The organism is Streptomyces venezuelae (assembly GCF_008642355.1).
Taxonomy (GTDB): domain Bacteria; phylum Actinomycetota; class Actinomycetes; order Streptomycetales; family Streptomycetaceae; genus Streptomyces; species Streptomyces venezuelae_B.
Window position 1 is genome coordinate 4,131,144 of the sequence record NZ_CP029193.1, and the last position, 26,958, is coordinate 4,158,101.

The following is a 26,958-nucleotide window of genomic DNA, read 5'->3' on the forward strand; positions in this document are numbered from 1 at the left end:
GGCCGCAGCCGGTTCAGGGCGGCACATGAGGACTCAGGTACCGGCAAACCCCCATCACTGTCAGCGCTACCGGTAGACTGGAAGCTAATCCCGCCCCACTTGTGGGACGCACCGAGCAACGCTGACTATCGCTGAACGACGCAGCCGCTCCGGCCACCGCCGGGAGCTTGGCTTGTGCTGTGCCAGAAAGGGCGCTTCGTGGCCGATTCCGGCAACCCCAACGAGAACATCCCGTCCACCGCCGCAGGCGAGAACGGCGAGGCCCCGCCCTCGTACGACGCCAGCGCGATCACCGTCCTCGAGGGTCTGGACGCGGTCCGCAAGCGACCCGGCATGTACATCGGCTCGACCGGTGAACGTGGCCTGCACCACCTGGTGCAGGAAGTCGTCGACAACTCCGTGGACGAGGCCCTCGCGGGGCACGCGGACACGATCGACGTCACGATCCTCCCCGACGGCGGCGTGCGCGTGGTCGACAACGGCCGTGGCATCCCGGTCGACATGCACCCCGTGGAGAAGAAGCCGGCCGTCGAGGTCGTGCTGACCGTTCTCCACGCGGGCGGCAAGTTCGGCGGCGGCGGATACGCCGTCTCCGGTGGTCTGCACGGCGTCGGCGTCTCCGTCGTGAACGCACTGTCGACCAAGCTCGCGGTCGAGATCAAGCGCGACGGCTACCGCTGGACCCAGGACTACAAGCTGGGCGTCCCGACGGCGCCGCTCGCCAAGCACGGAGCGGTCGAGGACTCGGGCACCACGGTCACCTTCTGGGCCGACCCGGACGTCTTCGAGACGACGGAGTACTCCTTCGAGACGCTGGCGCGGCGTTTCCAGGAGATGGCGTTCCTCAACAAGGGTTTGACGATCAAACTCACTGATGAGCGCGAGTCGGCGAAGGCCACAGCGGGTGCGGACTCGGCCGAGGCGACCGACGACGAGGCCGCCGAGGCCCGCACGGTCACGTACCACTACGAAGGCGGCATCGTCGACTTCGTGAAGTACCTCAACTCCCGCAAGGGTGAGGTCATCCACCCGACCGTCATCGACGTCGAGGCCGAGGACAAGGAGCGCCTCCTCTCGGCCGAGATCGCCATGCAGTGGAACTCGCAGTACACCGAAGGTGTGTACTCCTTCGCGAACACGATCCACACGCACGAGGGCGGTACGCACGAGGAGGGCTTCAGGGCCGCACTGACGGGCCTGGTCAATCGCTACGCGCGCGAGAAGAAGCTCCTCCGCGAGAAGGACGACAACCTCACGGGTGAGGACATCCGCGAGGGTCTGACCGCGATCATCTCCGTGAAGCTGGGCGAGCCCCAGTTCGAGGGCCAGACCAAGACCAAGCTGGGCAACACGGAGGCCAAGACCTTCGTCCAGAAGGTCGTGCACGAGCACCTCACGGACTGGTTCGACCGGAACCCCAACGAGGCCGCGGACATCATCCGCAAGGGCATCCAGGCCGCCACCGCGCGCGTCGCCGCCCGCAAGGCGCGCGACCTGACCCGCCGCAAGGGCCTCCTGGAGACGGCTTCCCTGCCGGGCAAGCTCTCCGACTGCCAGTCGAACGACCCGACGAAGTGCGAGATCTTCATCGTCGAGGGTGACTCCGCCGGTGGCTCGGCGAAGTCCGGCCGCAACCCGATGTACCAGGCGATCCTGCCCATCCGAGGCAAGATCCTGAACGTCGAGAAGGCCCGCGTCGACAAGATCCTGCACAACCAGGAAGTCCAGGCGCTCATCTCCGCCTTCGGCACCGGTGTGCACGAGGACTTCGACATCGAGAAGCTCCGCTATCACAAGATCATCCTGATGGCGGACGCCGACGTCGACGGTCAGCACATCAACACGCTGCTCCTGACGTTCCTGTTCCGCTTCATGCGGCCGCTGGTCGAGGCCGGGCACATCTACCTGTCGCGCCCGCCGCTCTACAAGATCAAGTGGTCGCGGGACGACTTCCAGTACGCGTACTCGGACCGCGAGCGCGACGCCCTGGTGGAGCTCGGCCGCCAGGCCGGCAAGCGCATCAAGGACGACTCGGTCCAGCGCTTCAAGGGTCTCGGCGAGATGAACGCCGAGGAGCTGCGCATCACGACGATGGACCAGGAACACCGCGTGCTCGGACAGGTCACCCTGGACGACGCGGCGCAGGCCGACGACCTCTTCTCGGTGCTGATGGGAGAGGACGTCGAGGCACGGCGCTCGTTCATTCAGCGCAATGCCAAGGACGTTCGCTTCCTCGACATCTGAGTCGGCCCGTACAAGCCGCACCTCGAAAGGACTTTGACCAGCAATGGCCGACGAGAACACCCCTGTGACGCCCGAAGAGGAACCCGCCGTCCCCGGCGTGGGCATGCGTGTCGAGCCCGTCGGGCTCGAGACGGAGATGCAGCGCTCCTACCTCGACTACGCGATGTCCGTCATCGTGTCCCGCGCGCTGCCCGACGTACGGGACGGCCTGAAGCCCGTCCACCGCCGCGTCCTGTACGCGATGTACGACGGCGGCTACCGCCCCGAGAAGGGCTTCTACAAGTGCGCCCGCGTCGTCGGCGACGTCATGGGTACGTACCACCCGCACGGCGACTCCTCCATCTACGACGCCCTGGTGCGCCTCGCCCAGCCGTGGTCGATGCGGATGCCGCTGGTCGACTCCAACGGCAACTTCGGCTCCCCGGGCAACGACCCGGCGGCCGCCATGCGGTACACCGAGTGCAAGATGGCGCCGCTGGCCATGGAGATGGTCCGTGACATCGACGAGGAGACCGTCGACTTCACGGACAACTACGACGGCCGCAACCAGGAGCCGACGGTCCTGCCGGCGCGCTTCCCGAACCTGCTGATCAACGGCTCGGCGGGCATCGCGGTCGGCATGGCCACCAACATCCCGCCGCACAACCTCCGCGAGGTCGCGGCGGGCGCGCAGTGGGCCCTCGAACACCCCGAGGCCTCGCACGAGGAGCTCCTCGACGCCCTCATCGAGCGCATCAAGGGCCCGGACTTCCCGACCGGCGCCCTCGTGGTGGGCCGCAAGGGCATCGAAGAGGCGTACCGCACGGGCCGTGGCTCCATCACGATGCGCGCGGTCGTCGCGGTCGAGGAGATCCAGAACCGCCAGTGCCTGGTCGTCACCGAGCTGCCGTACCAGACCAACCCGGACAATCTCGCGCAGAAGATCGCCGACCTGGTCAAGGACGGCAAGGTCGGCGGCATCGCCGACGTCCGCGACGAGTCGTCCTCGCGCACCGGCCAGCGCCTCGTCATCGTCCTGAAGCGCGACGCGGTCGCCAAGGTCGTCCTGAACAACCTGTACAAGCACACCGACCTGCAGTCGAACTTCAGCGCCAACATGCTGGCCCTGGTCGACGGCGTGCCGCGCACCCTCTCGCTGGACGCGTTCATCCGGCACTGGGTGACGCACCAGGTCGAGGTCATCGTCCGGCGCACGAAGTTCCGGCTGCGCAAGGCCGAGGAGCGTGCGCACATCCTGCGTGGCCTTCTGAAGGCCCTGGACGCCATCGACGAGGTCATCGCGCTCATCCGCGGCAGCCAGACCGTCGACATCGCCCGCGAGGGCCTCATGGGCCTCCTGGCGATCGACGAGATCCAGGCGAACGCCATCCTCGAGATGCAGCTGCGCCGCCTCGCCGCCCTGGAGCGCCAGAAGATCGTCGCGGAGCACGACGAGCTCCAGGCGAAGATCAACGAGTACAACGCGATCCTGGCCTCCCCCGAGAAGCAGCGCCAGATCATCAGCGAGGAGCTCGCGGCGATCGTCGACAAGTTCGGCGAGGACCGTCGCTCCGCTCTGGTGCCCTTCGACGGCGACATGTCCATGGAGGACCTGATCGCCGAAGAGGACATCGTCGTCACCATCACGCGCGGCGGCTACATCAAGCGCACCAAGACCGAGGACTACCGCTCGCAGAAGCGTGGCGGCAAGGGCGTGCGCGGCACGAAGCTGAAGCAGGACGACATCGTCGACCACTTCTTCGTGTCGACGACGCACCACTGGCTGCTGTTCTTCACGAACAAGGGCCGTGTCTACCGCGCGAAGGCGTACGAACTGCCCGACGCCGGACGCGAGGCCCGCGGACAGCACGTCGCGAACCTGCTCGCCTTCCAGCCGGACGAGCAGATCGCCGAGATCCTCGCGATCCGTGACTACGAAGCGGTGCCCTACCTGGTGCTCGCCACAAAGGGCGGCCTCGTAAAGAAGACACCGCTCAAGGACTACGACTCGCCCCGCTCGGGCGGTGTCATCGCCATCAACCTCCGTGAGACGGAGGACGGTTCGGACGACGAGCTGATCGGCGCCGAGCTGGTCTCCTCCGAGGACGATCTGCTGCTCATCAGCAAGAAGGCCCAGTCGATCAGGTTCACCGCAACGGACGACGCGCTGCGCCCGATGGGCCGCGCCACTTCGGGCGTCAAGGGAATGAGTTTCCGCGACGGCGACGAACTGCTCTCGATGAATGTCGTTCGTCCAGGTACGTTCGTGTTCACCGCCACCGACGGTGGGTACGCAAAGCGAACCAACGTCGACGAGTACCGCGTTCAGGGTCGCGGTGGCCTCGGCATCAAGGCCGCCAAGATCGTGGAGGACCGCGGCGAGCTCGTCGGTGCCCTGGTGGTCGAGGAGACCGACGAGATCCTCGCCATCACGCTGTCCGGCGGTGTGATTCGTACGCGAGTCAACGAGGTCAGGGAGACGGGCCGTGACACCATGGGCGTCCAACTGATCAACCTGGGCAAGCGCGATGCCGTGGTCGGCATCGCACGTAACGCCGAGGCCGGGCGCGAGGCCGAGGAAGTCGACGGGGACATCGTCGTCGACGAATCGGACGCCGCCGAGCCGGCCACCGGTACGGACGAGGGCGTGGACTCCTCGGCCGAGTAGCGCGAGGAGTGAGTCATCGTGAGCGGAGCCACGGGCGCCGGGACGAATCGAACCGGCACCACCGGCACGGATGGTGCCCGTGGCTCCGCCACTGATGCACACGACTCCGACGAGTCTCATGGATCCCAGGGGGGGACTGTGACGGACACCCGAGGGCCAGGGACTTCTGGTCAGACTTCCGACCAGTACGACACCGCGTACGTGGCGGGCAAGGGCAAAGGCAAGAGCAAGAACAAGGGCAAGGGCAAGCCGGGGGTCGGCTCGGGCGGGTCGAACGGCTCTGGTGGCGCGAGCGGGGCGGGTGGCACGAGCGGTGCCGACGGTGTGAGCGGCACCAGCGGTGTGAACGGTCCTGGGGGCGCCAGTGGGGCGTTGCCCGGGGAGCGTCAGCCCCAGCAGCAGTCGTCCCAGCCCTACCACCCGCCGCAGGCGTACCAGCAGGGCTCCCAGACGGGCTCGGTGCGCCGGCCGCGCACGGGAGCGCGCACGACCCCGCGCACGCGCAAGGCGCGCCTGCGGGTGGCCAAGGCAGACCCGTGGTCGGTGATGAAGGTCAGCTTCCTGCTCTCCATCGCGCTCGGCATCTGCACGATCGTCGCGGCGGCCGTCCTGTGGATGGTCATGGATGCGATGGGTGTCTTCTCGACGGTCGGCGGCACGATCTCCGAGGCCACGGGCTCGAACGAGTCCAACGGCTTCGACCTCCAGTCCTTCCTGTCGCTGCCGCGCGTCCTGATGTTCACGACGATCATCGCGGTCATCGACGTCGTCCTGGCGACCGCTCTGGCGACGCTGGGCGCCTTCATCTACAACCTCTCCGCGGGCTTCGTGGGCGGCGTCGAGCTGACCCTGGCCGAGGACGAGTAGCGCTCGCTTTCCCGCGCGCGGGTATCGATTTTGGGACTGGCCCCCAGGTGCGCTAACCTTCAGAGGTCAGCGCGCGGGACACACACCGCAGCGCGGCGGGGCTATAGCTCAGTTGGTTAGAGCGCATCCCTGATAAGGATGAGGCCACAGGTTCAAATCCTGTTAGCCCCACCAGTACAGAACCCCCAACCGTGACCGGTTGGGGGTTCTGGCGTTTCCACGGGCGTTTCCAGGGGTGTGTCCGCGGTTGGCGGCGGGGGTCTCGGAGGAATGTGTCCCAGGGGCTGTGCGCAGACCGGGGGTTTCCTTGCGTGCGCCACGTCCAACAGTGGCCAGACGCCTCACGCCAGACGCCTCACGCCAGACGCCAGACGCCAGCGCAAGAAGCCCCGCCCGGCCCGCGCACGCAATAAGACCCCCGGCCTGTGGTGGCCGGGGGTCTTCTGAAATTCAGGGGGGCGTGCGCCCTGAGGCCGGGTCCGGGGTTACGGCTCCGGGGCGAGGCCTGGTTCCTGTGCGGTGGCATCAGTCTCGGCCTCGGTGTCCACCGTGGGCAGGTGCCGGCAGCTGGGGGACGAGCCATGGGCCTCGGCGCGGATGCGCTGCTTCATCGTCGGGGGCAAGGACCGTTCGTACGCGGCCGACCAGAGCGCCATCGTCGGCGTCGGTGCGCACACCGTGGCGTTGCGTGCGTTCGTGGTCTCCTGTGCCGTCGTGGCCGCGCTTGCCGTCGTGGTGAGCCCCATCGTGGCGAAGAGCGCGAGGAAAGCGGTGACGATCGTGGTCCAGAGCTTCATGGCCTTGGCCTTGCTGCCGGTCATTGCCCCTCATTTCGGGTTGGGCGATTTGCGTACTTTCCTCATCATGTGTATGCGGCGCCGAGAGTGGTGGACCGACGCTCGTGGCGCGTCGATGTTCAGATGAACACCACCCGGATGGCCCCAAGCGTGCCGAGAAAGGGTCAAAGCGGCGAAAGTCACAGTGGATGGGGTGCCCGGCGGAACGCCTGGCGGAGCTGTCGGGTCCGTTTCTACTGCTCTCCGCGGGCCCTGAGTTGAGGCCCAACCAGGTCACCGATCGATATCGCTCGGTGTGTATAGTCGGGCGCCAGAAGTCCCCTACGTCAAGGAAAGACGAGGTCGCGCGGTGAAGAAGCTTCTCCTGGTCGCACTGGCCGCCATCGGCGGGCTCCTCGTGTACCGCCAGATCCAGGCGGATCGCGCCGAGCAGGATCTGTGGACGGAGGCGACTGACTCCGTGCCCACGGGTTCGTGAGTACCGACACAGTCACTTCACAAGCCCCGGTCGCTTCTGCGGCCGGGGCTTTGTGCTGTCCGGCTGTTCACCCCTCCTCTTTCGCTCCTGCGAATAAATCGGTTGCGGGTGTGAATGGCGGGGGTGGTGGGGTGGCGCGGTTGCGACGGTCGTCGGTCTGTGGTGGTGTCCGCGCCGCGTCGGACGGGCAGGACGGTCGGGACGGGTGGGACGGCTTGGTTCGGTTCGGCGAGGGGTGACGCGCGATGGGGCGGCGGCTGAACGGGTGCCAAGGGCTGCGTTTCGGCTCGGGGCGGGCCGCTCCGGCCGTGGCGGTGGCCGCCGCGCTGTGCGCGGTGGGACTGTTCCCCGGGCCGGCCGGAGCCGTGGGTGTGTCCGACCCTTCGTCCCCGTACGCCTTCGCTGAAGGAGCCGAGACCGTCGAGGGCGCGAGGAGCAACGTCGAAGGACGCCGACTGACTCCCGGCAGGGCGTACAAAAGCTCCCTCCCGCGCGTGGGACAGCGTTTTTACCGTCTGGAGCTGACAGCGGTGGAGAACGCGTACGTATCCGTGACGGCCCTCCCGAAGGCGGACGCCGACGTCTCCTACGCCGACGGGGTCGAGGTGTCCGTCCAGGACTCCGACGGCAACAACTGCAGTCCTCTGGATGCGGAAGAGGCGCGGTTCGGCTCTTCGGAGAGCCCGCGTCCGATCACCGCAACGGCGGCGCGCAGGGTCGGTCACGGAGAGAAGAGCTGTACGGGCGCCGGTACGTATTACGTGCTCGTCGAGCGGACCAGGTCCTCGGGGACCGTCCGGTCGACGACCACGCGGGAGGACTGGGACCTGGAACTCCACGTGGCGTCAGAACCCGTGCCGCGGAGGCAAGGTGGGACGGCGCCGCCACGAGCTTGGGATTCCGCGTCGCCCGTACCGCCTACGGGGGAGCGCACCCTGCGCGAGGGCGGCACGAGCTTCAACGACGCGCGAGGACTGGGGAGGGGGGTCTGGGGGGCCGCTATAGAGCCCGGAGAGACCCTCTTCTACCGCGTACCCGTCGACTGGGGGCAACAACTCTCCGTCGCAGCGGAGCTCGGCAGTTCGAGCGGGAGGGGGACCGGAACCGGGGCGACGGGGGCCGGGCCTGGACGGGACAGGGGATACGTCTCGTCCGCATTGGTCACATCACTCCACAACCCTGTGCGCGCCGAGGTCGAGGACTCCGACACCGCGTACGACGGCGAGCAGAAGTCGTCGTCCCTGAAGCCGCTGCCGCCGGTCGCGTACGAGAACCGCTTCGCTCTCACCGATGAGGTGGCCGCGATGCGGTTCGCCGGCTGGTACTACGTGTCGGTCCATCTCAGCCCCGATGTCGCGGAGAAGTTCGGCGAGGCGCCGCTGGACCTGACGCTGCGGGTGGACGTCGACGGATCGCCGCGGCGGGGGCCTGTTTACGCGGGGTCACCTCGGCCCGCGGACGACTTCGGCGTGTCCGAGCAGGATGCGGAGGCGGCGCAGCGGGGGGAGACAGCGGCGGCCGGGGATGACGACGGGGGCGGCGGCGGTGAGCGCGATCACGAGCTGATGGCGGTGATCGCCGCCGGTGGGATCGGGGCCGGAGTGGTGCTGCTCGGAATTCTCGGGGTGTGGACGCTGGTCGCGCGACGCGGGGCGAGGGCGAGTGCGCGGTTCGGGCCACCGCACGAGCGGTTCTGATCACCGCAGGAGCGGCGCTGACCACCGCGGAAGTGGTGAGCGGACTTGTGGGCAGTCAGGATTTCTGTCAGGGAGTTCGGCCAGGACCTCAGAGCTGCGTGAGTGCCCAGACGCCGATAGCGAGGCAGGCCAGCGCCACGAGCAGCATCGGGACCGCCACCTTCGCGGGAGGTCCCGGACGCCGTTGGGGGGCGGGGAGGGCGGTGGCGGGCGCAGGGGTGGGGGGTGCCGCCCGGAGCTGTGAAATTGGGGGGTTCGGAGATGGAACCTGGGCGGCTTGAGCGGTGTACGGATACGTAGAAGCTGCTGCGGCGGGGGTGAGGGCCTGGCTGCGGCGGGCTGACGACGTCACGGCTTGTGCGGAGGCGTACGTGGGATCAGGCGCGGGGGGCGTGGGCCCGGGACCGGGGTCGGGTGTCCGTAGTGGCATCGGAGTGGGGGGAGTTGACGGCTGGGGAGGTCGGGAAGAGGGCGGGCGCGCGGGCAGCTGTGTGGGTGACTGTGCGGGTGGATCCACAGGTGCGGTGTGCGGTGACTGGGGAGAGTAGCGGGGCTGTGGCGGTTGCGGCGGCTCGGGCTGCACGGGCGGGGGCAGTGGGAAACCGTTTGTGTGTGACGGCCCGGGGGCGGCGGGCGTTGCAGGGGTGGGCGGCCCGGATGTGGGCGGCCCGGATGTGGGCGTGGGGTCCGTCGCCGGTGGCGGGAGGTGCGGAGGCGGGAGGTGCGGAGGCGGGGGCGGTGCAGAGGGCGCTTCGGGCACTTCGGGTGCGGTGGTGCGGCGTGCGTGGCGAGGTGCGGAACGGGGGCGCGGGTGCGGGTGCGGGTACGAGTCGGTGGCATCGACGGGGCCGTGCGGGCCGAAACCGGCGGGCAGTGGCGCGAGTTGGTCGAAGATCTCGATGAGCTCGTCGTCCGGGCCCGGTTCGGGCAGCATCTCCGCGGCGGAGGCGAGGGCCTTGCGCGCACCCGTGGCGGTGCGGAAGCGCGTCTGGGGATCCGGCTGGAGGAGAGTGGCGATGACTTGCCACAGCGGCTCCGGGATGCCCTGCGGGGCCCGTGGCGTGCCGTGTTCGGCGAAGTACTCGATGAGTGCCTTGGCGTCCGGCTTGGCGCCTTCCAGGAGGTACAAAGCGACCAGGCCGACGGCGAAGAGGTCGGCGGTGAAATCCGGCTCTGCGCCCAGCATTTGTTCGGGCGCGAAGTAGCCGGGCGTACCCACGACATAGTCGGTTTCCGTCAGCCGGGGCTCGCCCTTGCGCATCGAGATGCCGAAGTCGGAGAGGCGCAGATGAGGACGCCCCGCGCCGGTGGCTTCCAGCAGGATGTTGGCCGGTTTGATGTCACGGTGGACGACGCCTTCGGCGTGGACGGCCGCCAGGCCGGAGAGGAGCTGGTCGAGGAGGGTGCAGACGAAAGGGGGCGGGAGCGGGCCGTAGTCCCCGATCACGTGCGCCAGCGAGCCGCCGGCGACCAGATCCATGGTGAACAGGACCTTGTCGTCGTCGGCGGCCCAGCTGGCGGGCGCGAGGACATGGGGGTGGTCGATCCGCAGTGCCTGTTCCCGGACGAACCGCAACAGCGCGTGTGCGTCGCTCTGTTGGAGGACCTTGGCGGCCACGTAGCGGCGGCGCCTGTGATCCCAGGAGCGCCAGACCGCCCCGACTCCCCCGTGTCCGATCGGGTCGACCAGTTCGTACCGGCCGGCGAAGACCTCACCCATGGTCGCGCTCCGCTCCCCCTCCGGACCGTGCGCGGCCCGGTCGACGGCTCAGCTACGGCTCAGCTCTGGTGCGCCTCGTAGTGGGCGACCGCGTCCGCGGTGCGCCCGGCGCCGTACACCCGGAGGAACTCTGCCAGCTCCGGGTGGGTCGGGGCGAGGGAGTCGGCGGCATCGATGATGTCGCCGGCCGCCGCGACGGAGCGCAGCAGCGACTGGATCTCGCGCACCACGCGCTTGACCGTGGGGGCACCCGAACTGGTCGCGGTCTGCGCCGTGTTGGTGAGGACGGAGCCGCCCTGCGACTTCTTGATCTCGTCCATGCGGTCGGTGGCCTCGGCGGCGCTCACGCTGCCGTCCGCGACCTGGCCCGCCAGCTCCTGGAGGAGCTGGACGCGCTGGACGACCGCGGGATTGCCGATCTTGGCACGCTGACCGCTCATCAGCTGGGACAGCATGGGCGCGGACAGGCCGAGGACTCCGGCGAGGCGTGCCTGGTTCAGGCCCAGATCATCGATGAGGCGACGGAAGAGCGCCCCCAGCGGCTCCCCGTACCAATTCCGCTGGAGCTCTCGTGCTCTCGCGGTGGTGTCTTGTTGTGCGGCGTCCATTGCGTCTCCCCATCGCTTCCCCTAAGACCGTGGTTCGCTGCCGCGAACCACGTCGAGCATCTTACGGAGAGTGGTCGTGGACCGGGACCCCCAATCCTTTTGCGGGATCCGGGGGGTGACCCGGTACTCTGGTCTGCGATGCGCGTCGGGACGTGATTGTTCCGGTTCGGCGTACCGTCGCGGGGCCTTAGCTCAGTTGGTAGAGCGCTGTCTTTGCATGGCAGATGTCAGGGGTTCGACTCCCCTAGGCTCCACCCGAGATATGCCCTCCGACCTGCGGAAACGTAAGGTCGGAGGGCATTTTTCGTGACCGGTTGCCGGTGGTCAGTCGAGCCAGACGGACTCCCGCATGAGGTCGCGTCCTCGCAGCTCGTTCGACTCCCGCCAGGCCTGGATGCGGTGGGGGACGATGCGGAACCAGTTGTACGGGGCGCTCTGCTCGCGCGGATCGAAGTCGGTGCGTGCGGCGAACCGGTCGGCCTGCCCGCTCGGCGGTTCGTCGATCTCGAAGGTCTGGACGGCCCCCTCGATCATGGTCACGTCCCGGGACGTCCCCAGCGCCAGCCGGGCGGCCCCGGTGGCGGTCAGGTTCCTGCCGGTCGGGCTGTCGGCCGGGGTCGCCACCCACAGCGCCTCGCCGTCCCAGTCGAAGGAGAGCGGAACCAGGTACGGAGTGCCTTCCGGGGAGGCGCTCGCCACCCACACGTCGATGTCGTGGGCGAGCCGGTGCTCGGTGTCGTCGCGACGCTGGGCGCGGGAACGCGGCGGGGTGCTCATGGGTGCTCCTGTGGGCCGAGGACGTGGTGTGGCCCCCAGCCTCACCCGGGCAGGGTGAGGTCCGACTCCGTGCTCGGCACGGAAATCACCACGGACCACGGTGGCCCTGGTCGCGTCATGCGGGATGGCCCGCGGTGATGTCGCCCGCGTCGTGCAGTGTCAGTGGTGAAACGGTTTCGGGTGAGTTCGGGTCCGGGGCGTGGGCCGCGATCGGGTCGAGGAGAAACGCGACGTGGTCGCCTCCGTCACACCGGTCGTGGATACGGCCGACGAACCAGGTGAGGGAGTCGGACAGGACGAGGGTCCCCTCCGGCCCCTCCTCCAGGGGCAGCCCGGCGAACTTGTCGGTCCTGTCGCTGCAGAGCGACCCGAAGCGCTCCGCGAGGTCGTGTCGGGCCCGTGGCAGCTGGTGCACGGCGAGAGCGCTCGCTGCCAGGGCCAGCCGGTAGGTGTGGTTGGCCTTGGAGAGCCATACCGCGAACCTGACGGGCTCCAGGGAGCACTGGCTCGCGAAGCCGACCAGACAGCCCGCGCGCTGCCCGTCCGCGACGGCGGTGACGACGTACACGGACGAGTCCGCGAGCGCGGTGAAGGCCGCGATGCCCTTCTGCACGTCATCCAGACCGTCCGTGTCGCCCGGACCGTCCGTGCCGCTCAGACCAGTCGCGTCATTCAGATCATCAGCGTCGTGCAGACCGTCCGTGTCGTCCTGGCCGCTCACGTCGTCCGCGTTGTCCGTGTCGCGGGCCACGTGCTCACCGTCCCTCGTCTCGTACGACACGCACCGTCTCCAGAGAGCTGTCGGCCGCGTCGGGAAGGTTCATGCCGGCGCGTACGCCCGACCGCAGATAGGTCAGGACGGGCTCCGTCAGCCGCTCGCCGGGCAGGACGACGGGGATGCCCGGGGGGTACGGGGTGATCATCTCCGCGGCGATGCGTCCCGCCGCCTCGTCCACGGGTACGTCCTCGGGGTGGGCGAAGTAGGCGTCGCGCGGCAGGTCGGCCTGAGGCATACGCAGGTCGGCGGGGCTGGGGACGTCGACCTTCGGGGCGTCGCCCAGTTCGTCGGCGTGCCTGGTCAGATCGCGCAGCGCGTCGAGGAGGCGTGTGGTGGTGGCCTCGTCGTCGGCGTGGGTGAGCTGGGCGCTGATCCGGCGGTGGTCGAAGAGGTGCATGTCGATGTGGTGGTGCTCGCGCAGCCAGTCGGCCGCGGCGTACCCCGTGGTGCCGAGCGCGGAAAGGTCCATCACGACGGGCAGTGGGTCGAGGTCGGCAGCACGGCCCGGGCCGCAGTAGTCGTCGGCGTCGTCGACGTGCAGGCCGTCGATGTCCTCGATCGCCGCACGCGTGCGGGCGGCCAGGTCCAAGGCGTCGCCGAGGAGCCGCTCACCGTGCTGGACCATCTGGCGACGCCACCCGTCCAGCCCGGCGTAGAGCAGGACGGAAGGACTGGTGGTGCCGAGGAGGTCCGCGCGGGACGCGAGGACAGCGGGGTCGATCAGGTCGCCCTGGAGGTGGAAGACCGAGCCCTGTTCGAGGCCGCTGCCCATCTTGTGGACGCTGGTCACGCAGATGTCGGCGCCCGCGTCCATCGCCCAGGTCGGCAGATCGCTGTGGAAGGGCAGATGCGCGCCCCAGGCCTCGTCGACGATCAGAGGCTTGCCGCGCCGGTGGCACACGTCCGCGATGTTGCCGAGGTCGGCAGCGGAGCCGTAGGGCGTGGGGCTCGTGACCAGCGCGCCGTCCGCGTCGGGGTGGGCGGCGAAGGCCTTCTCGAACGACTCGGCCGGGGGCGGATGGGCGATGTGGCGCTCAGGGTCCCAGGCGGGTTCCACCCAGACAGGCTCGACGCCCGACAGGATCAGGCCCGCGATCACGGACTTGTGCGCGTCACGCCCGACCAACAGGCGACGGTGCGGCGCGGTCACCGTCAGCATGGCCGCCTTGACCGACAGGGAGCTGCCGCAGGTCGAGAAGAAGGTGTGCTCGGCGTGGACGGCGTCGGCCATCAACCGTTGGGCGCGTTCCAGGATCTGATGGCGGCTCAACCGGTCGTCGAGTCCGCCCGTGGCGAGCACGTCGCCGAGAAACACCGCTTCGCCGAGCACCTTCCTGACCCGGGGGTCGGCGCCCCGCGCCTGCTTGTGACCCGGTGGGGTGAAGGCGAGCTCGTCGACCTTGTGGTAGCGCTCCAGCGCTTCCAGGACAGGTGCCTCGTCGTGGTTCAAGCTTTGGTTCGCAGCCATGCCAGGAGCAGTTCCCCTTCCTCCGTGCACCAACCAGGGACCACCCGGGTGGGACAACCCGGGACCACTCGGCGACGGTGTTTCACGTGAAACAACGCGGGGCGGGCAGACCAACCGGTCCCCCGCCCCACGACGTCGTACGCGGCGTCAGCCCCGCTTGTCCTGGTCCTTCGCCTCGGCCTCGGCTTCCGCCTGCTTGGCCTGTACCTCGGGGTCGAGGGCGGCCTGGCCGCTGCCGTCGACCGAGGTCAGCGGCGTGCTGTCGGGTACCTCCGTGGCCGCGGGCGGCTCGACCAGCCAGTCGGGGTTGGCCTGCTTGTCCCACCACTTCCACGCGGCCACGGCGCCGCCTGCGAGCAGACCGAGGACGGCGAGCCGCTTGGCGAGGCGGCCCCTCTTGGCCCTGCGCTCGTGCTTGCGGGCCAGACGCTGGATCTCCTTCGCCGAGACCTGCCCGCGCAGTGCGGCGAGAGCCGCCGTGCCGCGCGAAGTGGCCTCCTCACGGACGGGCTGGGCGGCGGCGACCGCCTGCTCGATGCGGGGCCTGGAGTAGTCGGCGGCCTGGCGGGCGGCCTTGCGGGTGCGGGCAGCGGCTTCGTGCGCGGCGTGGTCGACCTTCGGCGGCACGTGGGTGCGGGCCTGCTCGACACGGGGGGCGACGTGGGCGCTGTACTGCACGCGGGCCTGTTCGGCGGCCTGCTGGGCAGCAGAAGACACCTTGGGTGCGAGTCGTACGCGCGCTTCGTGGGCGTAGTGAGTGGCCCGGTCCTTGGCCGTGTCGGCGTAAGGTGCCACCGCGTCCGCGGCGTGACGCACGCTGTCCTTGGCCGAGCCGGTCGCGGCGCGCACGCTGTCGATGCGGGTCACGGGATCCTCCTCCTCGGTGGCGTATAGGTATGTCACCTTTCCACCCTTTCAGGGATCATGCCTTTCGGATCGCTCCGATGACATGCGAGGGCGGGCATCCGGGTCATGGAAGCTGACCCCGGCATCCTGAGTTCCTTTTTCTGAGCGTTTCAGTCTCTGAACCAGGCAAAATCTCTGCAGCGGAGAGCTCTCGGCCGACAATGCCACGGATCGGTCCGGCGCGCGCCCAGTCGGTGGCTACTCGTCCCAATCCGGTCCGTGCGAGGATCGGGGGGTCACAGAAGACAACGGAAGGCAGATCGTGGCTGAGCAGCTTTACGCCACCCTGAAGACCAACCAGGGCGACATCGAGGTCCGGCTTCTGCCGAATCACGCGCCCAAGACGGTCAAGAACTTTGTTGAGCTCGCCCAGGGCGAGCGTGAGTGGGTTCACCCGCAGACCGGCAAGAAGACGACGGACCGGCTGTACGACGGCACGGTCTTCCACCGCGTGATCAGCGGCTTCATGATCCAGGGCGGTGACCCGCTGGGCAACGGCACGGGTGGGCCGGGCTACGAGTTCGAGGACGAGTTCCACCCGGACCTCGCCTTCGACAAGCCGTACCTGCTGGCGATGGCCAACGCGGGTCCGGGCACCAACGGCTCGCAGTTCTTCGTGACGGTCGCGCCGACGGCGTGGCTGACGCGCAAGCACACGATCTTCGGCGAGGTCGCCAACGACGCCGGCAAGAAGGTCGTGGACGCCATCGCGGCCACCCAGACCAACCCGCGCACCGACCGCCCGGTCAACGACGTGGTCATCGAGTCCGTGGTCATCGAGACCCGCGACGCCTGACCTGCGCGTACCCGCGCGTACCGCGAGGGAACCAAACCGCCCCGCCCATCCGTAAGGAAGGGCGGGGCGGCGCGTTGCCACGTGTGCCGTCGCAGTGCCTTCGTACGGAGATTGAGGGGACCCCATGGACCAGGCGCCAGGCAGCCCGAAGGAGCCTCAGGGGGCGTCGGGTGTGCCCTCCTGCTACCGGCACCCGGACCGGGAGACCGGCATCACCTGCACGCGCTGCGAGCGACCCATCTGCCCCGAATGCATGATCAGTGCCTCGGTCGGCTTCCAGTGCCCCGAGTGCGTCCGCGGCGGTTCGGGCACCGGCCACGCACCGACGGCCAACCAGCCCCGCACGGTCGCGGGCGGCACGGTCGCCGCCGACCCGCGTTTGGTCACCAAGATCCTTGTCGGGCTGAACCTCGCCCTGTTCCTCGTGCAACTGGCGGTGGGGGACACCTTCACCGACCGCTTCGATCTGCTGGGCCGGGCCTTCGTCCCGGAGTTCGGCACGGTCGAGGGTGTCGCCGAGGGGCAGTGGTACCGCCTGGTGACGGCGATGTTCCTGCACAGCAGCTACATGCACATCGCGTTCAACATGCTCAGCCTGTGGTGGATCGGCGGTCCGCTGGAGGCCGCGCTCGGCCGCGTCCGCTACCTCGCGCTCTATGCGGCGTCGGGCCTCGCCGGCAGCGCGCTGACGTATCTCCTCGCGGAGCCGAACCAGCCCTCGGTCGGAGCGTCCGGCGCCATCTTCGGCCTGTTCGGTGCGACCGCCATCCTGATGAAGCGGCTCAACTACGACATGCGGCCGGTCATCGCGCTCCTGGCGATCAACATGGCGATCACCATCTGGTGGCCCAACATCGCGTGGCAGGCGCACGTCGGCGGGCTCGTCGGCGGTCTCATCGTCGGTTACGCGATGGTGCACGCGCCCCGCGAGCGGCGGAGCCTCATCCAGTACGGCAGCTGTGCGCTGGTGCTGCTGGCGACGGTGGTCATGGTCGTCGTGCGGACCGCCGAGCTCACCTGACGTACCGACGTTGTCCACAGCGTGTGGCGGATCTTGTGCATGCTGTGGGGAACAACCGTGCCCCCTGTCGCTGACCTGGGTTTCCCCAGGAAGGACAAGGGGCGAGCGGCGAACAGAGTTCCGGTCGGCCAGTCACACCGGCGTCAACCGGCCGAAGGTTATCCACAGATCTTCAGACCTTTTCCCCATGTGGATAGCGCTGTGGATAACTCAGGGCAGGGCTTGCGCTCGGCCGGGGAAGGCTACTTCCACTGGGTGGAGACACCGAACCCCGCGGCGATGAAGCCGAAGCCCACCACGATGTTCCAGTTGCCCAGCGGATCGATCGGCAGCTTCCCGTCCGTGACGTAGAAGACGACGATCCAGGCGAGACCGATGAGGAACAGCGCCAACATCACCGGAGCCACCCAGCTGCGGTTGGTCAGCTTGATGTTCGTCGCCTTCTTCGCGGGCGGCGGCGTGTAGTCGTCTGCCTTCTTGCGGATACGTGACTTCGGCACGAGGGTCTCTCCTGTCGATGCGCTGCGTGGCCGCGCAGGTAACTGTTGTCTGGCGCCGGGCGGGACGTCACGGGGAGCTGAAGCCTCCCCCGGGCGTCCGTTAGCGTAGTGCTTCCGCGGCGTCGAAGGAGATAAGGGTACGTTGAGCAATTCTGCCGACTCCCACAAAGGCCCCGTTCGTCGCCCCCGATGGCGTCCGGTTCGGGTGCTTACGGGTGCTGTTTTCGCTCTCGCCGGGCTGATCTTCTTCACCAGTTTCAACACGGCCAAGGGCACCAACATTCGTACCGACGCCTCACTGCTGAAACTCTCGGACCTGATTCAGGAGCGCAGCCACAAGAACGGCGCCCTCGACGAGTCCAACGGCAACCTCCGCGACGACGTCGAATCGCTCGCCCAGCGCGACGGCGGCGGCACCAAGGCGGACGAGGCCCGGCTCGAGGCGCTCGAGGAGAACGCCGGCACCAAGAAGCTCAAGGGCAAGGCGGTCACGGTCACCCTCGCCGACGCCCCGCCCAACGCCACCGCCAAGCTCCCCGGCTACCCCGAGCCCCAGCCCAACGACCTGGTCATCCACCAGCAGGACCTCCAGGCCGTGGTCAACGCCCTCTGGAAGGGCGGTGCCAAGGGCATCAAGGTCATGGACCAGCGTCTGATCTCCACCAGCGCCGTGCGCTGCGTCGGCAACACTCTGATCCTCCAGGGCCGCGTCTACTCCCCGCCGTACAAGGTGACCGCGGTCGGTGACCCCGACAAGCTCAGGACCGCCCTCACGGCCTCTCCCGAGATCCAGAACTACATGCTCTACGTCAACGCGTACGGTCTCGGCTGGAAAGTGGACGACGACGGAGCGGTGACTCTTCCCGGCTACTCGGGCACAGTGGATCTCCACTACGCGAAGCCCGTGGAGTAGCCGCGAGCAGCCGCACCTGGGGGGACCCGTGTCCGTGCGCGTGCTGGTCAGGACGTTCAGCGAACTGTGCATCACCGTCGGCACGCTGATCGTGCTCTTCGTCGTCTACGTCCTGTTCTGGACCGGCGTGAAGGCCGACAACGCGATGGACAGTCAGATCGACGCTCTGCAGGACCGGTGGGCCCAAGGAGCCGTCTCCTCGGGAACGTCCGCCGAGAGCTCTACGGACTCGCCGGACGAGCCCGCGCCCTACAAAGACGGCAAGGCTTTCGCGGTCATGTACATCCCGCGGTTCGGTTTCACGTGGAACAAGCCCGTGCTCCACGGCACCGGCACCGACGTCCTCAAGAAGGGCCTCGGCCACTACGCCTCCACCGCCCGCCTCGGCCAGAAGGGCAACTTCGCCGTGGCGGGCCACCGCCGCACCTACGGCGACCCCTTCAAGGACTTCCCGGAACTGCGCCCCGGCGACGCCGTGGTCCTCACCGACGGCGCGACCTGGTTCACGTACCGCATCGACAAGAAGCCCTACAAGACGCTCCCCGGCGACATCGGCGTCATTGACCCCGTGCCGCGCAAGTCCGGCTACGACGGGCCGGGCCGTTACCTCACCCTTACGACCTGTGAACCAGAGTGGGGCCACAGTCACCGGCTGATCGTCTGGGCGCATCTGGACGCGACCCAGCCCGTGGAGGCCGGGAAACCGGAGGCACTGCGCCGTTAGTCTGGTGCGGTACGGCGAGGGAGGCCTGGCCGTACGCGACGGAAGGGACGGCATGTACGGCTGGATCTGGCGGCATCTGCCGGGAAACGCATGGGTGAGGGCACTGATTTCCCTGGTGCTCGTCCTCGCGGTGGTCTATGTGCTGTTCCAGTACGTCTTCCCCTGGGCGGAGCCCCTGCTGCCCTTCAACGACGTCACGGTGGACGGCCAGTGAGCGCCGTCGGCGGCATGAGCCGCAGCCGCATCCTCGTCGTGGACAACTACGACAGCTTCGTCTTCAACCTCGTCCAGTACCTGTACCAGCTGGGCGCCGAGTGCGAGGTGCTGCGCAACGACGAGGTCGAGCTGCGGCACGCGCAGGACGGCTTCGACGGCGTGCTGCTCTCGCCGGGTCCCGGCACCCCGGAACAGGCGGGCGTCTGCGTCGAGATGGTGCGCCACTGCGCCGCGACCGGCGTGCCCGTCTTCGGCGTCTGCCTCGGCATGCAGTCCATGGCGGTGGCGTACGGCGGCGTCGTGGACCGTGCTCCCGAGCTCCTGCACGGCAAGACCTCACTCGTCCGGCACGAGGGCAAGGGCGTCTTCGCCGGCCTCCCGTCCCCGTTCACCGCGACCCGCTACCACTCGCTCGCCGCCGAGCCCGCCACCGTCCCGGCCGACCTGGAGGTCACCGCGCGCACGGAGGACGGCATCATCATGGGCCTGCGCCACCGGGAACTCGCGGTCGAGGGCGTCCAGTTCCATCCGGAGTCCGTGCTCACCGAGCACGGCCACCTCATGCTGGCCAACTGGCTGGCGGAGTGCGGGGACACCGGCGCCATCGCCCGATCGAGCGGGCTCGCCCCGGTGGTGGGCAGGGCCACGGCGTGACGGCCCTGCGCCCCGAGCGCGACTCCTCCGGAGCCCCGTACGACGCGAACGACGCGTACGGGGAGGACGGTGCGCTCGAGGCGGCGGTCGATCACCTGGAGGACCCCCTGACGGACCCGTTGCCGGGGCAGCACCCCTCGCCGTGGTTCCGCAGCGGCAGCGCGGAGCAGGAACGGCGGACGCCGACGGGGCAGCAAGCCCCCACTGAGACACCGGCACCCCCGGAGCCGCAGGCACAAGAGTGGCAGCAGGAGCCGCCGCAGGCCCCGGAGCCCACGTACGAGCAGCTGTACGGCGCCTACGCCCCGGAACAGCCCACTCGCGTGCCCGACGACGAGACCATGGGCCTGCGCACCGCCGACACGCGGCGAATAGCACAGGCAGCCCCCACCCAGCCAGGCCCTACACCGCCGACCCCCACCGAAGGCCGGGCCGCCCGCCGCAAGGCCGCCAAGAAGGGCGGCACGCGCCCCACGGCGACCCGTCCGGGCGGCGCCCCCCTGTCCCGCGTAGAGGCCCGCCGCGCGGAGCGTGCCCGCAGGCCTTCACCGGGCGCGGTGATCAGCCGGGGACTCGGCGAAGTCTTCATCACGGTCGGCGTCCTGATGCTGCTCTTCGTCACGTACCAGCTCTGGTGGACGAACATCCGTGCCCAGCAGCAGGCCGACGGAGCCGCGCACGACCTCCAGGAGAGCTGGGCGGAGGGCAAGGGCAAGCCCGGCAGCTTCGAGCCAGGACAGGGATTCGCGCTCCTCCACATTCCGCGCCTGGACGTCGTCGTGCCGGTCGCCGAGGGCATCGACAAGCAGAAGGTCCTCGACCGCGGCATGGTCGGCCACTACAACGAAGGCGCCACCAAGACCGCGATGCCGGAGGCCAAGAAGGGCAACTTCGCGGTCGCGGGCCACCGCAACACGCACGGTGAGCCGTTCCGCTACATCAACCGCCTGGAGCCGGGCGACCCGATCGTCGTGGAGACGCAGGACACGTACTTCGTCTACAAGATGGCGAGCATCCTGCCGCAGACCGCGCCCAGCAACACGAGCGTGATCGGCCCCGTCCCGCCGGGTTCGGGCTTCACCAAACCCGGCCGGTACATCACACTGACCACCTGTACCCCGGAATTCACGAGTAAGTATCGAATGATCGTCTGGGGCAAGATGGTCGAGGAGCGACCGCGCGACAAGGGCAAACCGAGCGCGCTCGTGAACTAGAACGGTGAGAACGGGGCGGAACCAGTGGCAGCCACGACCGATGACGAGAAGCAGGACGAGGCGCCCGCGTCGGCCCCCACACCACGGCGCCGCGGCCGCGGCCCCATCGCCACGGCGGTCAGCGTCTTCGGTGAACTCCTCATCACCGCGGGCCTCGTGCTCGGGCTCTTCGTCGTCTACTCCCTGTGGTGGACGAACGTCATAGCGGACCGCGAGGCGCACAAGCAGGGCAACCGCGTGCGCGACCACTGGGCGGCGGGGCCCGGCTCCATCGACACCAAGGACGGCATCGGGTTCCTGCACGTACCCGCGATGGGCAACGGCGAGGTGCTGGTCAAGGCGGGCACGAGCCACAAGATCCTCAACGACGGCGTGGCCGGTTACTACAAGGACCCCATCAAGTCGGCGCTGCCCGAGGACAAGCAGGGCAACTTCACGCTGGCCGCGCACCGCGACGGACACGGCGCGAAGTTCCACAAGATCGACAAGATCGACAAGGGCGACGCGATCGTCTTCGAGTCCCGGGACAAGTGGTACATCTACAAGGTGTACGCGAAGCTCCCCGAGACCTCGAAGTACAACGTGAAGGTCCTGAACCCCGTGCCCAAGGAATCGGGCGCGAAGAAGCCGGGCCGCTACATCACACTCACGACCTGCACGCCCGTCTACACGTCCCGCTACCGGTACGTCGTGTGGGGCGAGCTGGAACGCATCGAGAAGGTCGACAGCAAGCGGACACCTCCGGCGGAGCTGAAGTAACCCGGGCGAGCTCGGCGACAACGGAGAAGCCCCGGTACCGCTCAGCGGTACCGGGGCTTCTCCGTGTGCGTTGCGTGCGGGTCAGATCAGTCCCACCAGCGGTCGTCCCGGTGGCCGTTGTTGCCGCTGGTCAGGCCGCCGATGCCGCCGATGCCGCCGCCGTCCCCGCCGCCGATGCCGTTGTCTCCGCCGCCGCCCGCGGTGGTCAGGTTGATCGCCGTGCCGGGCTTCGCCTTCTCGCCGGCGTTGGGCTGGGACAGGACCACCAGGGCGTCGTCGTCCTGCGGACCCGTGATGGTGCCGACGCTCAGCCCCGCGTCCTCGATGGCCTTGCGCGCGTCCTTCAGCTTCTGGCCGGTGAGAGGCGGGACCGTGGCCTCCTCTTCCTCCGCCGCCTTGGCGACCTGGACGTTCACCGTGGAGCCGGAGTCGGCGGGCGTACCGGCCGCGGGCGTGGTCTTGATGACCTTGCCCTCCTCGACGTCCTCACTGGCGACGTCCTGGCGGGCGGGCGTGAAGCCGTTGTCCGTGATCTGCTTCGCGGCCGCTTCGTAGTCGAGGCCTGTGACGTCCGGGACGGTCTGCTGCTTCTTCTCCTTGGCGACGGTGAGCGTGATCGTCTCGCTCTTCTCGGCCTTGGAGTCGCCCGCGGGGTCCTGACGGATGACCTTGCCGGGGGTCCGGTCGGACTCCTCGGTCGCCTTCTCGATGTTGGTGAAGCCCTTGTCCTCGAGCTGGCTCTTGGCCTCCTGGAAGCTGAGACCCTGCACGTCCGGGACGGAGATCTTCGGGGTGCCCGTCGAGACGGTCACCGAGATGGTCTCGCCCTTCTTCATCTCGGCGTTCACCCCGGGCTCCTGACTGCAGACCTCGCCCTTCGGGAACTTGGCGCACGCCTTGCGCTCGCCGACCTCAAACTTCAGGCCGACGTTCGTGGCCGACTCCTTGGCCTCGCTCTCGGTCTCGCCGATGAGCTTGGGAGCCTTCATCGTCCCGTCGTTCCCGCCGTCGTCGCCGAAGACGGACTTGCCGATGAGGATCGCGCCGACCAGGACCAGGATGCCGGCGAGGACGAGCAGCCACGTCGAGACGTTGCTCTTCTTCTGCCGGCGGCCGCGGCCCTCGTCGTAGCCGTAGCCCCCGTCGTCCGGGTTGACCGGCGGGAGCATGGAGGTCTGGCCGCCGCCGTTCTGCGGGCGGAGCATGGCGGTCTGCTGGTCGTCGGGGTGACCGCCGTAACCGACCGCCCCCATGGCGGCGGTGGCCGCGACGGGCTGGCCGTCCAGACAGGCCTCGATGTCGGCGCGCATCTCGTCGGCCGACTGGTAGCGGTAGTCCGGGTCCTTGGTGAGGGCCTTCAGGACGATGGCGTCCATCTCCGGCGTGATCTCGCCGTCGAAGACGCTCGGGGCCTGCGGCTCCTCACGTACGTGCTGATAGGCCACGGCGACCGGGGAATCGCCCACGAACGGCGGCCGGACGGTGAGCAGCTCGTAGAGGAGACAGCCGGTGGAGTAGAGGTCGGAGCGGGCGTCGACCTGCTCGCCCTTGGCCTGCTCGGGCGAGAGGTACTGCGCGGTGCCGATGACCGCGGCGGTCTGCGTCATCGTCATGCCGGACTCGCCCATGGCGCGGGCGATGCCGAAGTCCATGACCTTGACCTGGCCGTTGCGCGTCAGCATGACGTTCGCCGGCTTGATGTCGCGGTGGACGATGCCGTTGCGGTGCGAGTACTCGAGGGCCTGGAGGATGCCGATCGTCATCTCCATGGCCCGCTCGGGCAGCAGCTTGCGGCCGGAGTGCAGGAGCTCACGCAGCGTGGAGCCGTCGACGTACTCCATGACGATGTACGGGATCGAGACCCCGTCCACGTAGTCCTCGCCGGTGTCGTAGACCGCGACGATCGCCGGGTGGTTCAGCGAGGCGGCCGACTGGGCCTCCCGGCGGAACCGGGCCTGGAAGGACGGGTCGCGTGCGAGGTCCACCCGCAGCGTCTTCACCGCCACGGTGCGGCCGAGCCGGGTGTCGTGCGCGAGGTACACCTCGGCCATGCCACCACGGCCGAGCACCTGGCCCAGCTCGTACCGGCCGCCGAGGCGACGCGGCTCTTCCATAGCTAATCCAGCCCTCTCCGTCGGTCCCGACCGCACCGTTGTGTGGTCCGGCGGTGTGCTGTCCGGGCATACGGTACCCGGCTCCACTTACGTGACCCGGCCGCGACCGTCACCCGATACCGGACCGGTACCGCAACGTGCACCGATGTGGAGGGGCCGTGACGGGGGTCACTTCTTGCTGTCGATGACTGCCTTCATCACGTTCTTGGCGATCGGCGCCGCGAGGCCACCACCCGAGATGTCGTCACGGCTGGCGTCGCTGTCCTCGACCACCACGGCGACGGCGACCGGCGACCCGGAGTCCGTCTTCGCGTACGAGATGAACCAGGCGTACGGGTTCTTGCTGTTCGCGACGCCGTGCTGCGCCGTACCCGTCTTGCCGCCCACAGTGACGCCCGGGATCTGGGCCATGGTTCCGGTGCCGGACTTGACGACCGTCTCCATCATTTCCTGGAGCTTCTGCGCGTTCTCCTTCGAGAGCGGCTCGCTCATCTCCTTCGGCGAGTGCTTCTCGACGACGTCGAGGTTGCGCGCCTGCAGCTCGCTGACCATGTACGGCTCCATGAGCGTGCCGTCGTTGGCGACCGCGGAGGCGACCATGGCCATCTGCAGCGGCGTCGCGGCGGTCTCGAACTGGCCGATGGAGGACAGCGCGGTCTGCGGCTTGTCCATGTCCTCGGGGAAGTTGGAGGCGTTGGTGCGGACCGGGATGAACTGCTGCTCGTTGAAGCCGAACTTCTTCGCCGTCTCCAGCATCTTGTCCTTGCCGAGATCGGAGCCGATCTTGCCGAAGACGGTGTTGCAGGAGACGCGCAGGGCCTCGCGCAGCGACGCGTTCTTGCAGGGCAGGTTGCCCTCGTTCTTCAGCGGCGTCGTGGTGTTCGGCATCGTCCACGGAAGGGGCGAGTCCGTCTTCTCGTCGACGCCGTCGTACAGGCCGTGCTCCAGGGCGGCCGCCGCCGTGACCACCTTGAAGGTGGAGCCGGGCGGATAGGTCTCGCGCAGCGCGCGGTTGACCATCGGCTTGTTCTTGTCCTTGTCCAGCTTCAGGTACTTCTCGGCTTCCGCGCTGGTGTTGCCCGCGAAGTCACCGGGGTCGTACGACGGCGTGGAGGCCAGCGCCAGGATGGCGCCGGTGGACGGGTCGATCGCGGCGACGGCACCCTTGCCGCGGCCCTTCAGGCCTTCGTACGCGGCCTTCTGCGCGGCGGAGTTGAGGGTCGTGACGACATTGCCACCCTCCTTCTTCTCGCCGGTCAGCATGTCGAGGGTGCGGCGGAAGAACAGCCGGTCGTCGTTGCCGGTGAGGATGCCGTCGTCGATGCTCTCCAGCTGCGTGGCGCCCATGCGCTGCGAGGAGTACCCGGTGACGGGGGCCCACATGGGCCCGTCCTTCCAGGTGCGCTTGTACTTCAGGTCGTTGCCCGGGGTCGCCTTCGAGCCGGTGATGGGCTTGCCGTCGACGATGATGTCGCCGCGCGGCTGGGAGTAGCGCTCGATGGTGACGCGGCGGTTCTTCTCGTGCTTCGCGAGGGTGTCGGCCTGGACGTACTGGAGCCAGTTGTCCCGGGCGAGCAGGGCGAGGATGAGCAGCCCGCAGAAGATCGCGATCCGGCGCAGGGGCTTGTTCACGGTCGGACCACCTGGGTCATCTCGGCGTCAGGGTTGGGGGCTGGGGAGGGGGCGGGCCTGCGCGCGGTGTCGCTGATCCTGAGCAGGATGCCGATCAGGGCCCAGTTGGCGATGACGGAGGAACCGCCGTACGCCAGGAAGGGCATCGTCATACCGGTCAGGGGGATGAGGCCCATGACGCCGCCGGCGACGACGAAGACCTGGATGGCGAAGGCGCCGGAGAGGCCGATCGCGAGGAGCTTGCCGAACGGGTCGCGGGCGGCGAGCGCCGTACGGACGCCGCGCTCGACGATCAGTCCGTAGATGAGCAGGATCGCCATGATGCCGGCGAGTCCGAGCTCCTCGCCGAAGGTGGCGAGGATGAAGTCGGAGTTGGCGGCGAACTTGATCAGGTCCGAGTTGCCCTGGCCGAGTCCGGTGCCGAGAGTGCCGCCCGAGCCGAAGGCCCACAGGGCCTGCATCGCCTGCTCGGAGTGGCCGACCATGCCCTGCTGGCTCAGCGTGTACTCGCGCATGGGGTCGAGCCATGCGTCGACGCGCTGCTTGACGTGCGGCTCGAAGGAGGCGACGCCGACCGCGCCGACCGAGGACATCATCAGGCCGAACACGATCCAGCTGGTGCGCTCCGTGGCGACGTACAGCATGACGACGAACATGCCGAAGAACAGCAGCGACGTACCGAGGTCGGTCTCGAAGACGAGGATCAGGATCGACATCGCCCAGACGACGATGATCGGCCCGAGGTCACGCCCGCGCGGCAGGTACAGGCCCATGAAGCGACGGCTCGCCAGAGCGAGGGCATCTCGCTTCACCATCAGGTACCCGGCGAAGAAGATCGCGATGACGATCTTCGCGAACTCACCGGGCTGGATGGAGAAGCCGCCGATGCGGATCCAGATCTTCGCGCCGAACACGTTCATGCCAAGGCCCGGCACGAGCGGCAGGAGCAGCAGCACCAGGGCGCCGACCATGGAGATGTACGTGTAGCGCTGCAGGACGCGGTGATCCTTGAGGAGCAGCAGCACGCCTACGAACAGGGCGATGCCGATCGCGGAGTACATGAGCTGGTTCGGGGCCGCGACGCTGAAGTTCGGCAGTTGCTGCAGCCGCTCGGACTGGTCGAGGCGCCAGATCAGCACCAGCCCCAGACCGTTCAGGAGGGTGGCCAGCGGCAGCAGCAGCGGGTCCGCGTACGCCGCGAACTTGCGGACGACGAGGTGGCCCACCGCCGCGAGCAGACCGAGGCCCGCTCCGTAGCCGAGCATGCCGGACGGCACCTTGCCGTCGAGCGCGAGGCCCACGTTCATGTAGGCGAACAGCGGGATGACGACGGCGAACACGAGCAGCGCGAGCTCGGTGTTGCGCCTGCTCGGCGCCCCGATCGCGCCGATCGTCGACGTGTGTGTAGTACTACTGCTCATGGCGTGC

Annotated in this window: 23 protein-coding genes and 2 tRNA genes; 14 read left to right on the forward strand and 11 right to left on the reverse strand. The window is 68.5% G+C overall.

Going from position 1 to position 26,958, the window contains the following annotated elements; all coding sequences use genetic code 11:
* Nucleotides 1-174 precede the first annotated feature (174 nt).
* The 4 genes from gyrB to DEJ47_RS19135 all read left to right on the forward strand — a co-directional run bounded on the left by gyrB (nt 175) and on the right by DEJ47_RS19135 (nt 5,932).
* Nucleotides 175-2,244, forward strand: a complete 2,070-nt coding sequence (gene gyrB, locus DEJ47_RS19120; protein WP_150169951.1) for a DNA topoisomerase (ATP-hydrolyzing) subunit B — start codon at nt 175-177, stop codon at nt 2,242-2,244.
* 43 nt (nt 2,245-2,287) lie between these two features.
* Nucleotides 2,288-4,891 (forward strand): DNA gyrase subunit A, encoded by a 2,604-nt coding sequence (gyrA, locus tag DEJ47_RS19125; RefSeq protein ID WP_150169953.1) that lies wholly within the window; start codon nt 2,288-2,290, stop codon nt 4,889-4,891.
* Nucleotides 4,892-4,909: 18 nt separating this feature from the next.
* Complete coding sequence (locus DEJ47_RS19130) at nt 4,910-5,758, forward strand: DUF3566 domain-containing protein (protein WP_150169955.1); 849 nt, start codon at nt 4,910-4,912, stop codon at nt 5,756-5,758.
* A 97-nt stretch (nt 5,759-5,855) separates the two neighbouring features.
* A tRNA-Ile gene (locus DEJ47_RS19135) sits at nt 5,856-5,932 on the forward strand.
* Nucleotides 5,933-6,243: 311 nt separating this feature from the next.
* Here DEJ47_RS19135 and DEJ47_RS19140 read toward each other — a convergent pair.
* Nucleotides 6,244-6,579: a DUF6344 domain-containing protein gene (locus tag DEJ47_RS19140; protein ID WP_150169956.1), complete on the reverse strand. Its 336-nt coding sequence runs from the start codon at nt 6,577-6,579 to the stop codon at nt 6,244-6,246.
* A 325-nt stretch (nt 6,580-6,904) separates the two neighbouring features.
* Here DEJ47_RS19140 and DEJ47_RS19145 point away from each other — a divergent pair, with 325 nt between their 5' ends.
* Entirely contained in the window at nt 6,905-7,033 is a 129-nt protein-coding gene (locus DEJ47_RS19145) for a DLW-39 family protein (protein WP_003999697.1), read from the forward strand.
* Between the two features lie 494 nt (nt 7,034-7,527).
* Complete coding sequence (locus DEJ47_RS19150; protein ID WP_150169958.1) at nt 7,528-8,730, forward strand: hypothetical protein; 1,203 nt, start codon at nt 7,528-7,530, stop codon at nt 8,728-8,730.
* An 88-nt stretch (nt 8,731-8,818) separates the two neighbouring features.
* Here the strand turns inward: DEJ47_RS19150 and DEJ47_RS19155 are convergent, their stop codons facing one another.
* Together DEJ47_RS19155 and DEJ47_RS19160 are read right to left on the reverse strand one after the other, a co-directional pair.
* Nucleotides 8,819-10,450, reverse strand: coding sequence for a serine/threonine-protein kinase (locus DEJ47_RS19155; RefSeq protein ID WP_150169960.1), 1,632 nt, complete (start codon nt 10,448-10,450; stop codon nt 8,819-8,821).
* 59 nt (nt 10,451-10,509) lie between these two features.
* Nucleotides 10,510-11,058 carry a helix-turn-helix domain-containing protein gene (locus DEJ47_RS19160; RefSeq protein WP_055527494.1) on the reverse strand — a complete coding sequence of 183 codons (549 nt, stop codon included), beginning with the start codon at nt 11,056-11,058 and terminating at the stop codon, nt 10,510-10,512.
* Nucleotides 11,059-11,239: 181 nt separating this feature from the next.
* On the opposite strand from DEJ47_RS19160, the gene DEJ47_RS19165 reads away from it, so the two are divergent.
* Nucleotides 11,240-11,312: transfer RNA gene (locus DEJ47_RS19165), tRNA-Ala, on the forward strand.
* A 70-nt stretch (nt 11,313-11,382) separates the two neighbouring features.
* Here DEJ47_RS19165 and DEJ47_RS19170 read toward each other — a convergent pair.
* The 4 genes from DEJ47_RS19170 to DEJ47_RS19185 all read right to left on the reverse strand — a co-directional run bounded on the left by DEJ47_RS19170 (nt 11,383) and on the right by DEJ47_RS19185 (nt 14,948).
* Nucleotides 11,383-11,835 carry a pyridoxamine 5'-phosphate oxidase family protein gene (locus DEJ47_RS19170; protein ID WP_150169962.1) on the reverse strand — a complete coding sequence of 151 codons (453 nt, stop codon included), beginning with the start codon at nt 11,833-11,835 and terminating at the stop codon, nt 11,383-11,385.
* 115 nt (nt 11,836-11,950) lie between these two features.
* Nucleotides 11,951-12,616: a flavin reductase family protein gene (locus DEJ47_RS19175; protein ID WP_317850819.1), complete on the reverse strand. Its 666-nt coding sequence runs from the start codon at nt 12,614-12,616 to the stop codon at nt 11,951-11,953.
* Complete coding sequence (locus DEJ47_RS19180; protein ID WP_150169964.1) at nt 12,591-14,081, reverse strand: aminotransferase class I/II-fold pyridoxal phosphate-dependent enzyme; 1,491 nt, start codon at nt 14,079-14,081, stop codon at nt 12,591-12,593. Before DEJ47_RS19180 ends, DEJ47_RS19175 begins: the two co-directional genes overlap by 26 nt.
* Before the next feature lie 147 nt (nt 14,082-14,228).
* Nucleotides 14,229-14,948, reverse strand: coding sequence for a DUF5324 family protein (locus tag DEJ47_RS19185; protein WP_150169966.1), 720 nt, complete (start codon nt 14,946-14,948; stop codon nt 14,229-14,231).
* Between the two features lie 301 nt (nt 14,949-15,249).
* Here DEJ47_RS19185 and DEJ47_RS19190 point away from each other — a divergent pair, with 301 nt between their 5' ends.
* The gene (locus DEJ47_RS19190) at nt 15,250-15,783 is read left to right on the forward strand and encodes a peptidylprolyl isomerase (RefSeq protein WP_150169968.1); all 534 of its coding nucleotides are present in this window, start codon (nt 15,250-15,252) and stop codon (nt 15,781-15,783) included.
* Between the two features lie 124 nt (nt 15,784-15,907).
* The gene (locus DEJ47_RS19195; RefSeq protein WP_150169970.1) at nt 15,908-16,804 is read left to right on the forward strand and encodes a rhomboid family intramembrane serine protease; all 897 of its coding nucleotides are present in this window, start codon (nt 15,908-15,910) and stop codon (nt 16,802-16,804) included.
* A 242-nt stretch (nt 16,805-17,046) separates the two neighbouring features.
* Here the strand turns inward: DEJ47_RS19195 and crgA are convergent, their stop codons facing one another.
* Nucleotides 17,047-17,304: a cell division protein CrgA gene (gene crgA, locus DEJ47_RS19200; RefSeq protein WP_150169972.1), complete on the reverse strand. Its 258-nt coding sequence runs from the start codon at nt 17,302-17,304 to the stop codon at nt 17,047-17,049.
* A 142-nt stretch (nt 17,305-17,446) separates the two neighbouring features.
* Between crgA and DEJ47_RS19205 the strand changes: the two genes are divergently transcribed.
* The 5 genes from DEJ47_RS19205 to DEJ47_RS19230 all read left to right on the forward strand — a co-directional run bounded on the left by DEJ47_RS19205 (nt 17,447) and on the right by DEJ47_RS19230 (nt 21,784).
* On the forward strand, nt 17,447-18,217 hold the full coding sequence (locus tag DEJ47_RS19205; RefSeq protein ID WP_150169974.1) for a DUF881 domain-containing protein: 771 nt from the start codon (nt 17,447-17,449) through the stop codon (nt 18,215-18,217).
* A 34-nt stretch (nt 18,218-18,251) separates the two neighbouring features.
* Entirely contained in the window at nt 18,252-18,941 is a 690-nt protein-coding gene (locus DEJ47_RS19210) for a class E sortase (protein ID WP_150175733.1), read from the forward strand.
* Between the two features lie 228 nt (nt 18,942-19,169).
* Nucleotides 19,170-19,811 (forward strand): aminodeoxychorismate/anthranilate synthase component II, encoded by a 642-nt coding sequence (locus DEJ47_RS19220; RefSeq protein WP_150169976.1) that lies wholly within the window; start codon nt 19,170-19,172, stop codon nt 19,809-19,811.
* Entirely contained in the window at nt 19,808-21,025 is a 1,218-nt protein-coding gene (locus tag DEJ47_RS19225; RefSeq protein WP_150169977.1) for a class E sortase, read from the forward strand. The genes DEJ47_RS19220 and DEJ47_RS19225 overlap by 4 nt, the downstream gene beginning before the upstream one ends.
* Nucleotides 21,026-21,049: 24 nt before the next feature.
* Nucleotides 21,050-21,784 carry a class E sortase gene (locus DEJ47_RS19230; protein ID WP_150169979.1) on the forward strand — a complete coding sequence of 245 codons (735 nt, stop codon included), beginning with the start codon at nt 21,050-21,052 and terminating at the stop codon, nt 21,782-21,784.
* An 86-nt stretch (nt 21,785-21,870) separates the two neighbouring features.
* Here the strand turns inward: DEJ47_RS19230 and pknB are convergent, their stop codons facing one another.
* From pknB to DEJ47_RS19250, 3 genes are all read right to left on the reverse strand, one after another.
* Nucleotides 21,871-23,898, reverse strand: coding sequence for a Stk1 family PASTA domain-containing Ser/Thr kinase (gene pknB, locus DEJ47_RS19235; protein WP_150169981.1), 2,028 nt, complete (start codon nt 23,896-23,898; stop codon nt 21,871-21,873).
* 168 nt (nt 23,899-24,066) lie between these two features.
* Nucleotides 24,067-25,530, reverse strand: a complete 1,464-nt coding sequence (locus DEJ47_RS19245; protein WP_150169983.1) for a peptidoglycan D,D-transpeptidase FtsI family protein — start codon at nt 25,528-25,530, stop codon at nt 24,067-24,069.
* Nucleotides 25,527-26,951, reverse strand: coding sequence for an FtsW/RodA/SpoVE family cell cycle protein (locus DEJ47_RS19250; RefSeq protein WP_150169985.1), 1,425 nt, complete (start codon nt 26,949-26,951; stop codon nt 25,527-25,529). Before DEJ47_RS19250 ends, DEJ47_RS19245 begins: the two co-directional genes overlap by 4 nt.
* Nucleotides 26,952-26,958: the final 7 nt, after the last annotated feature.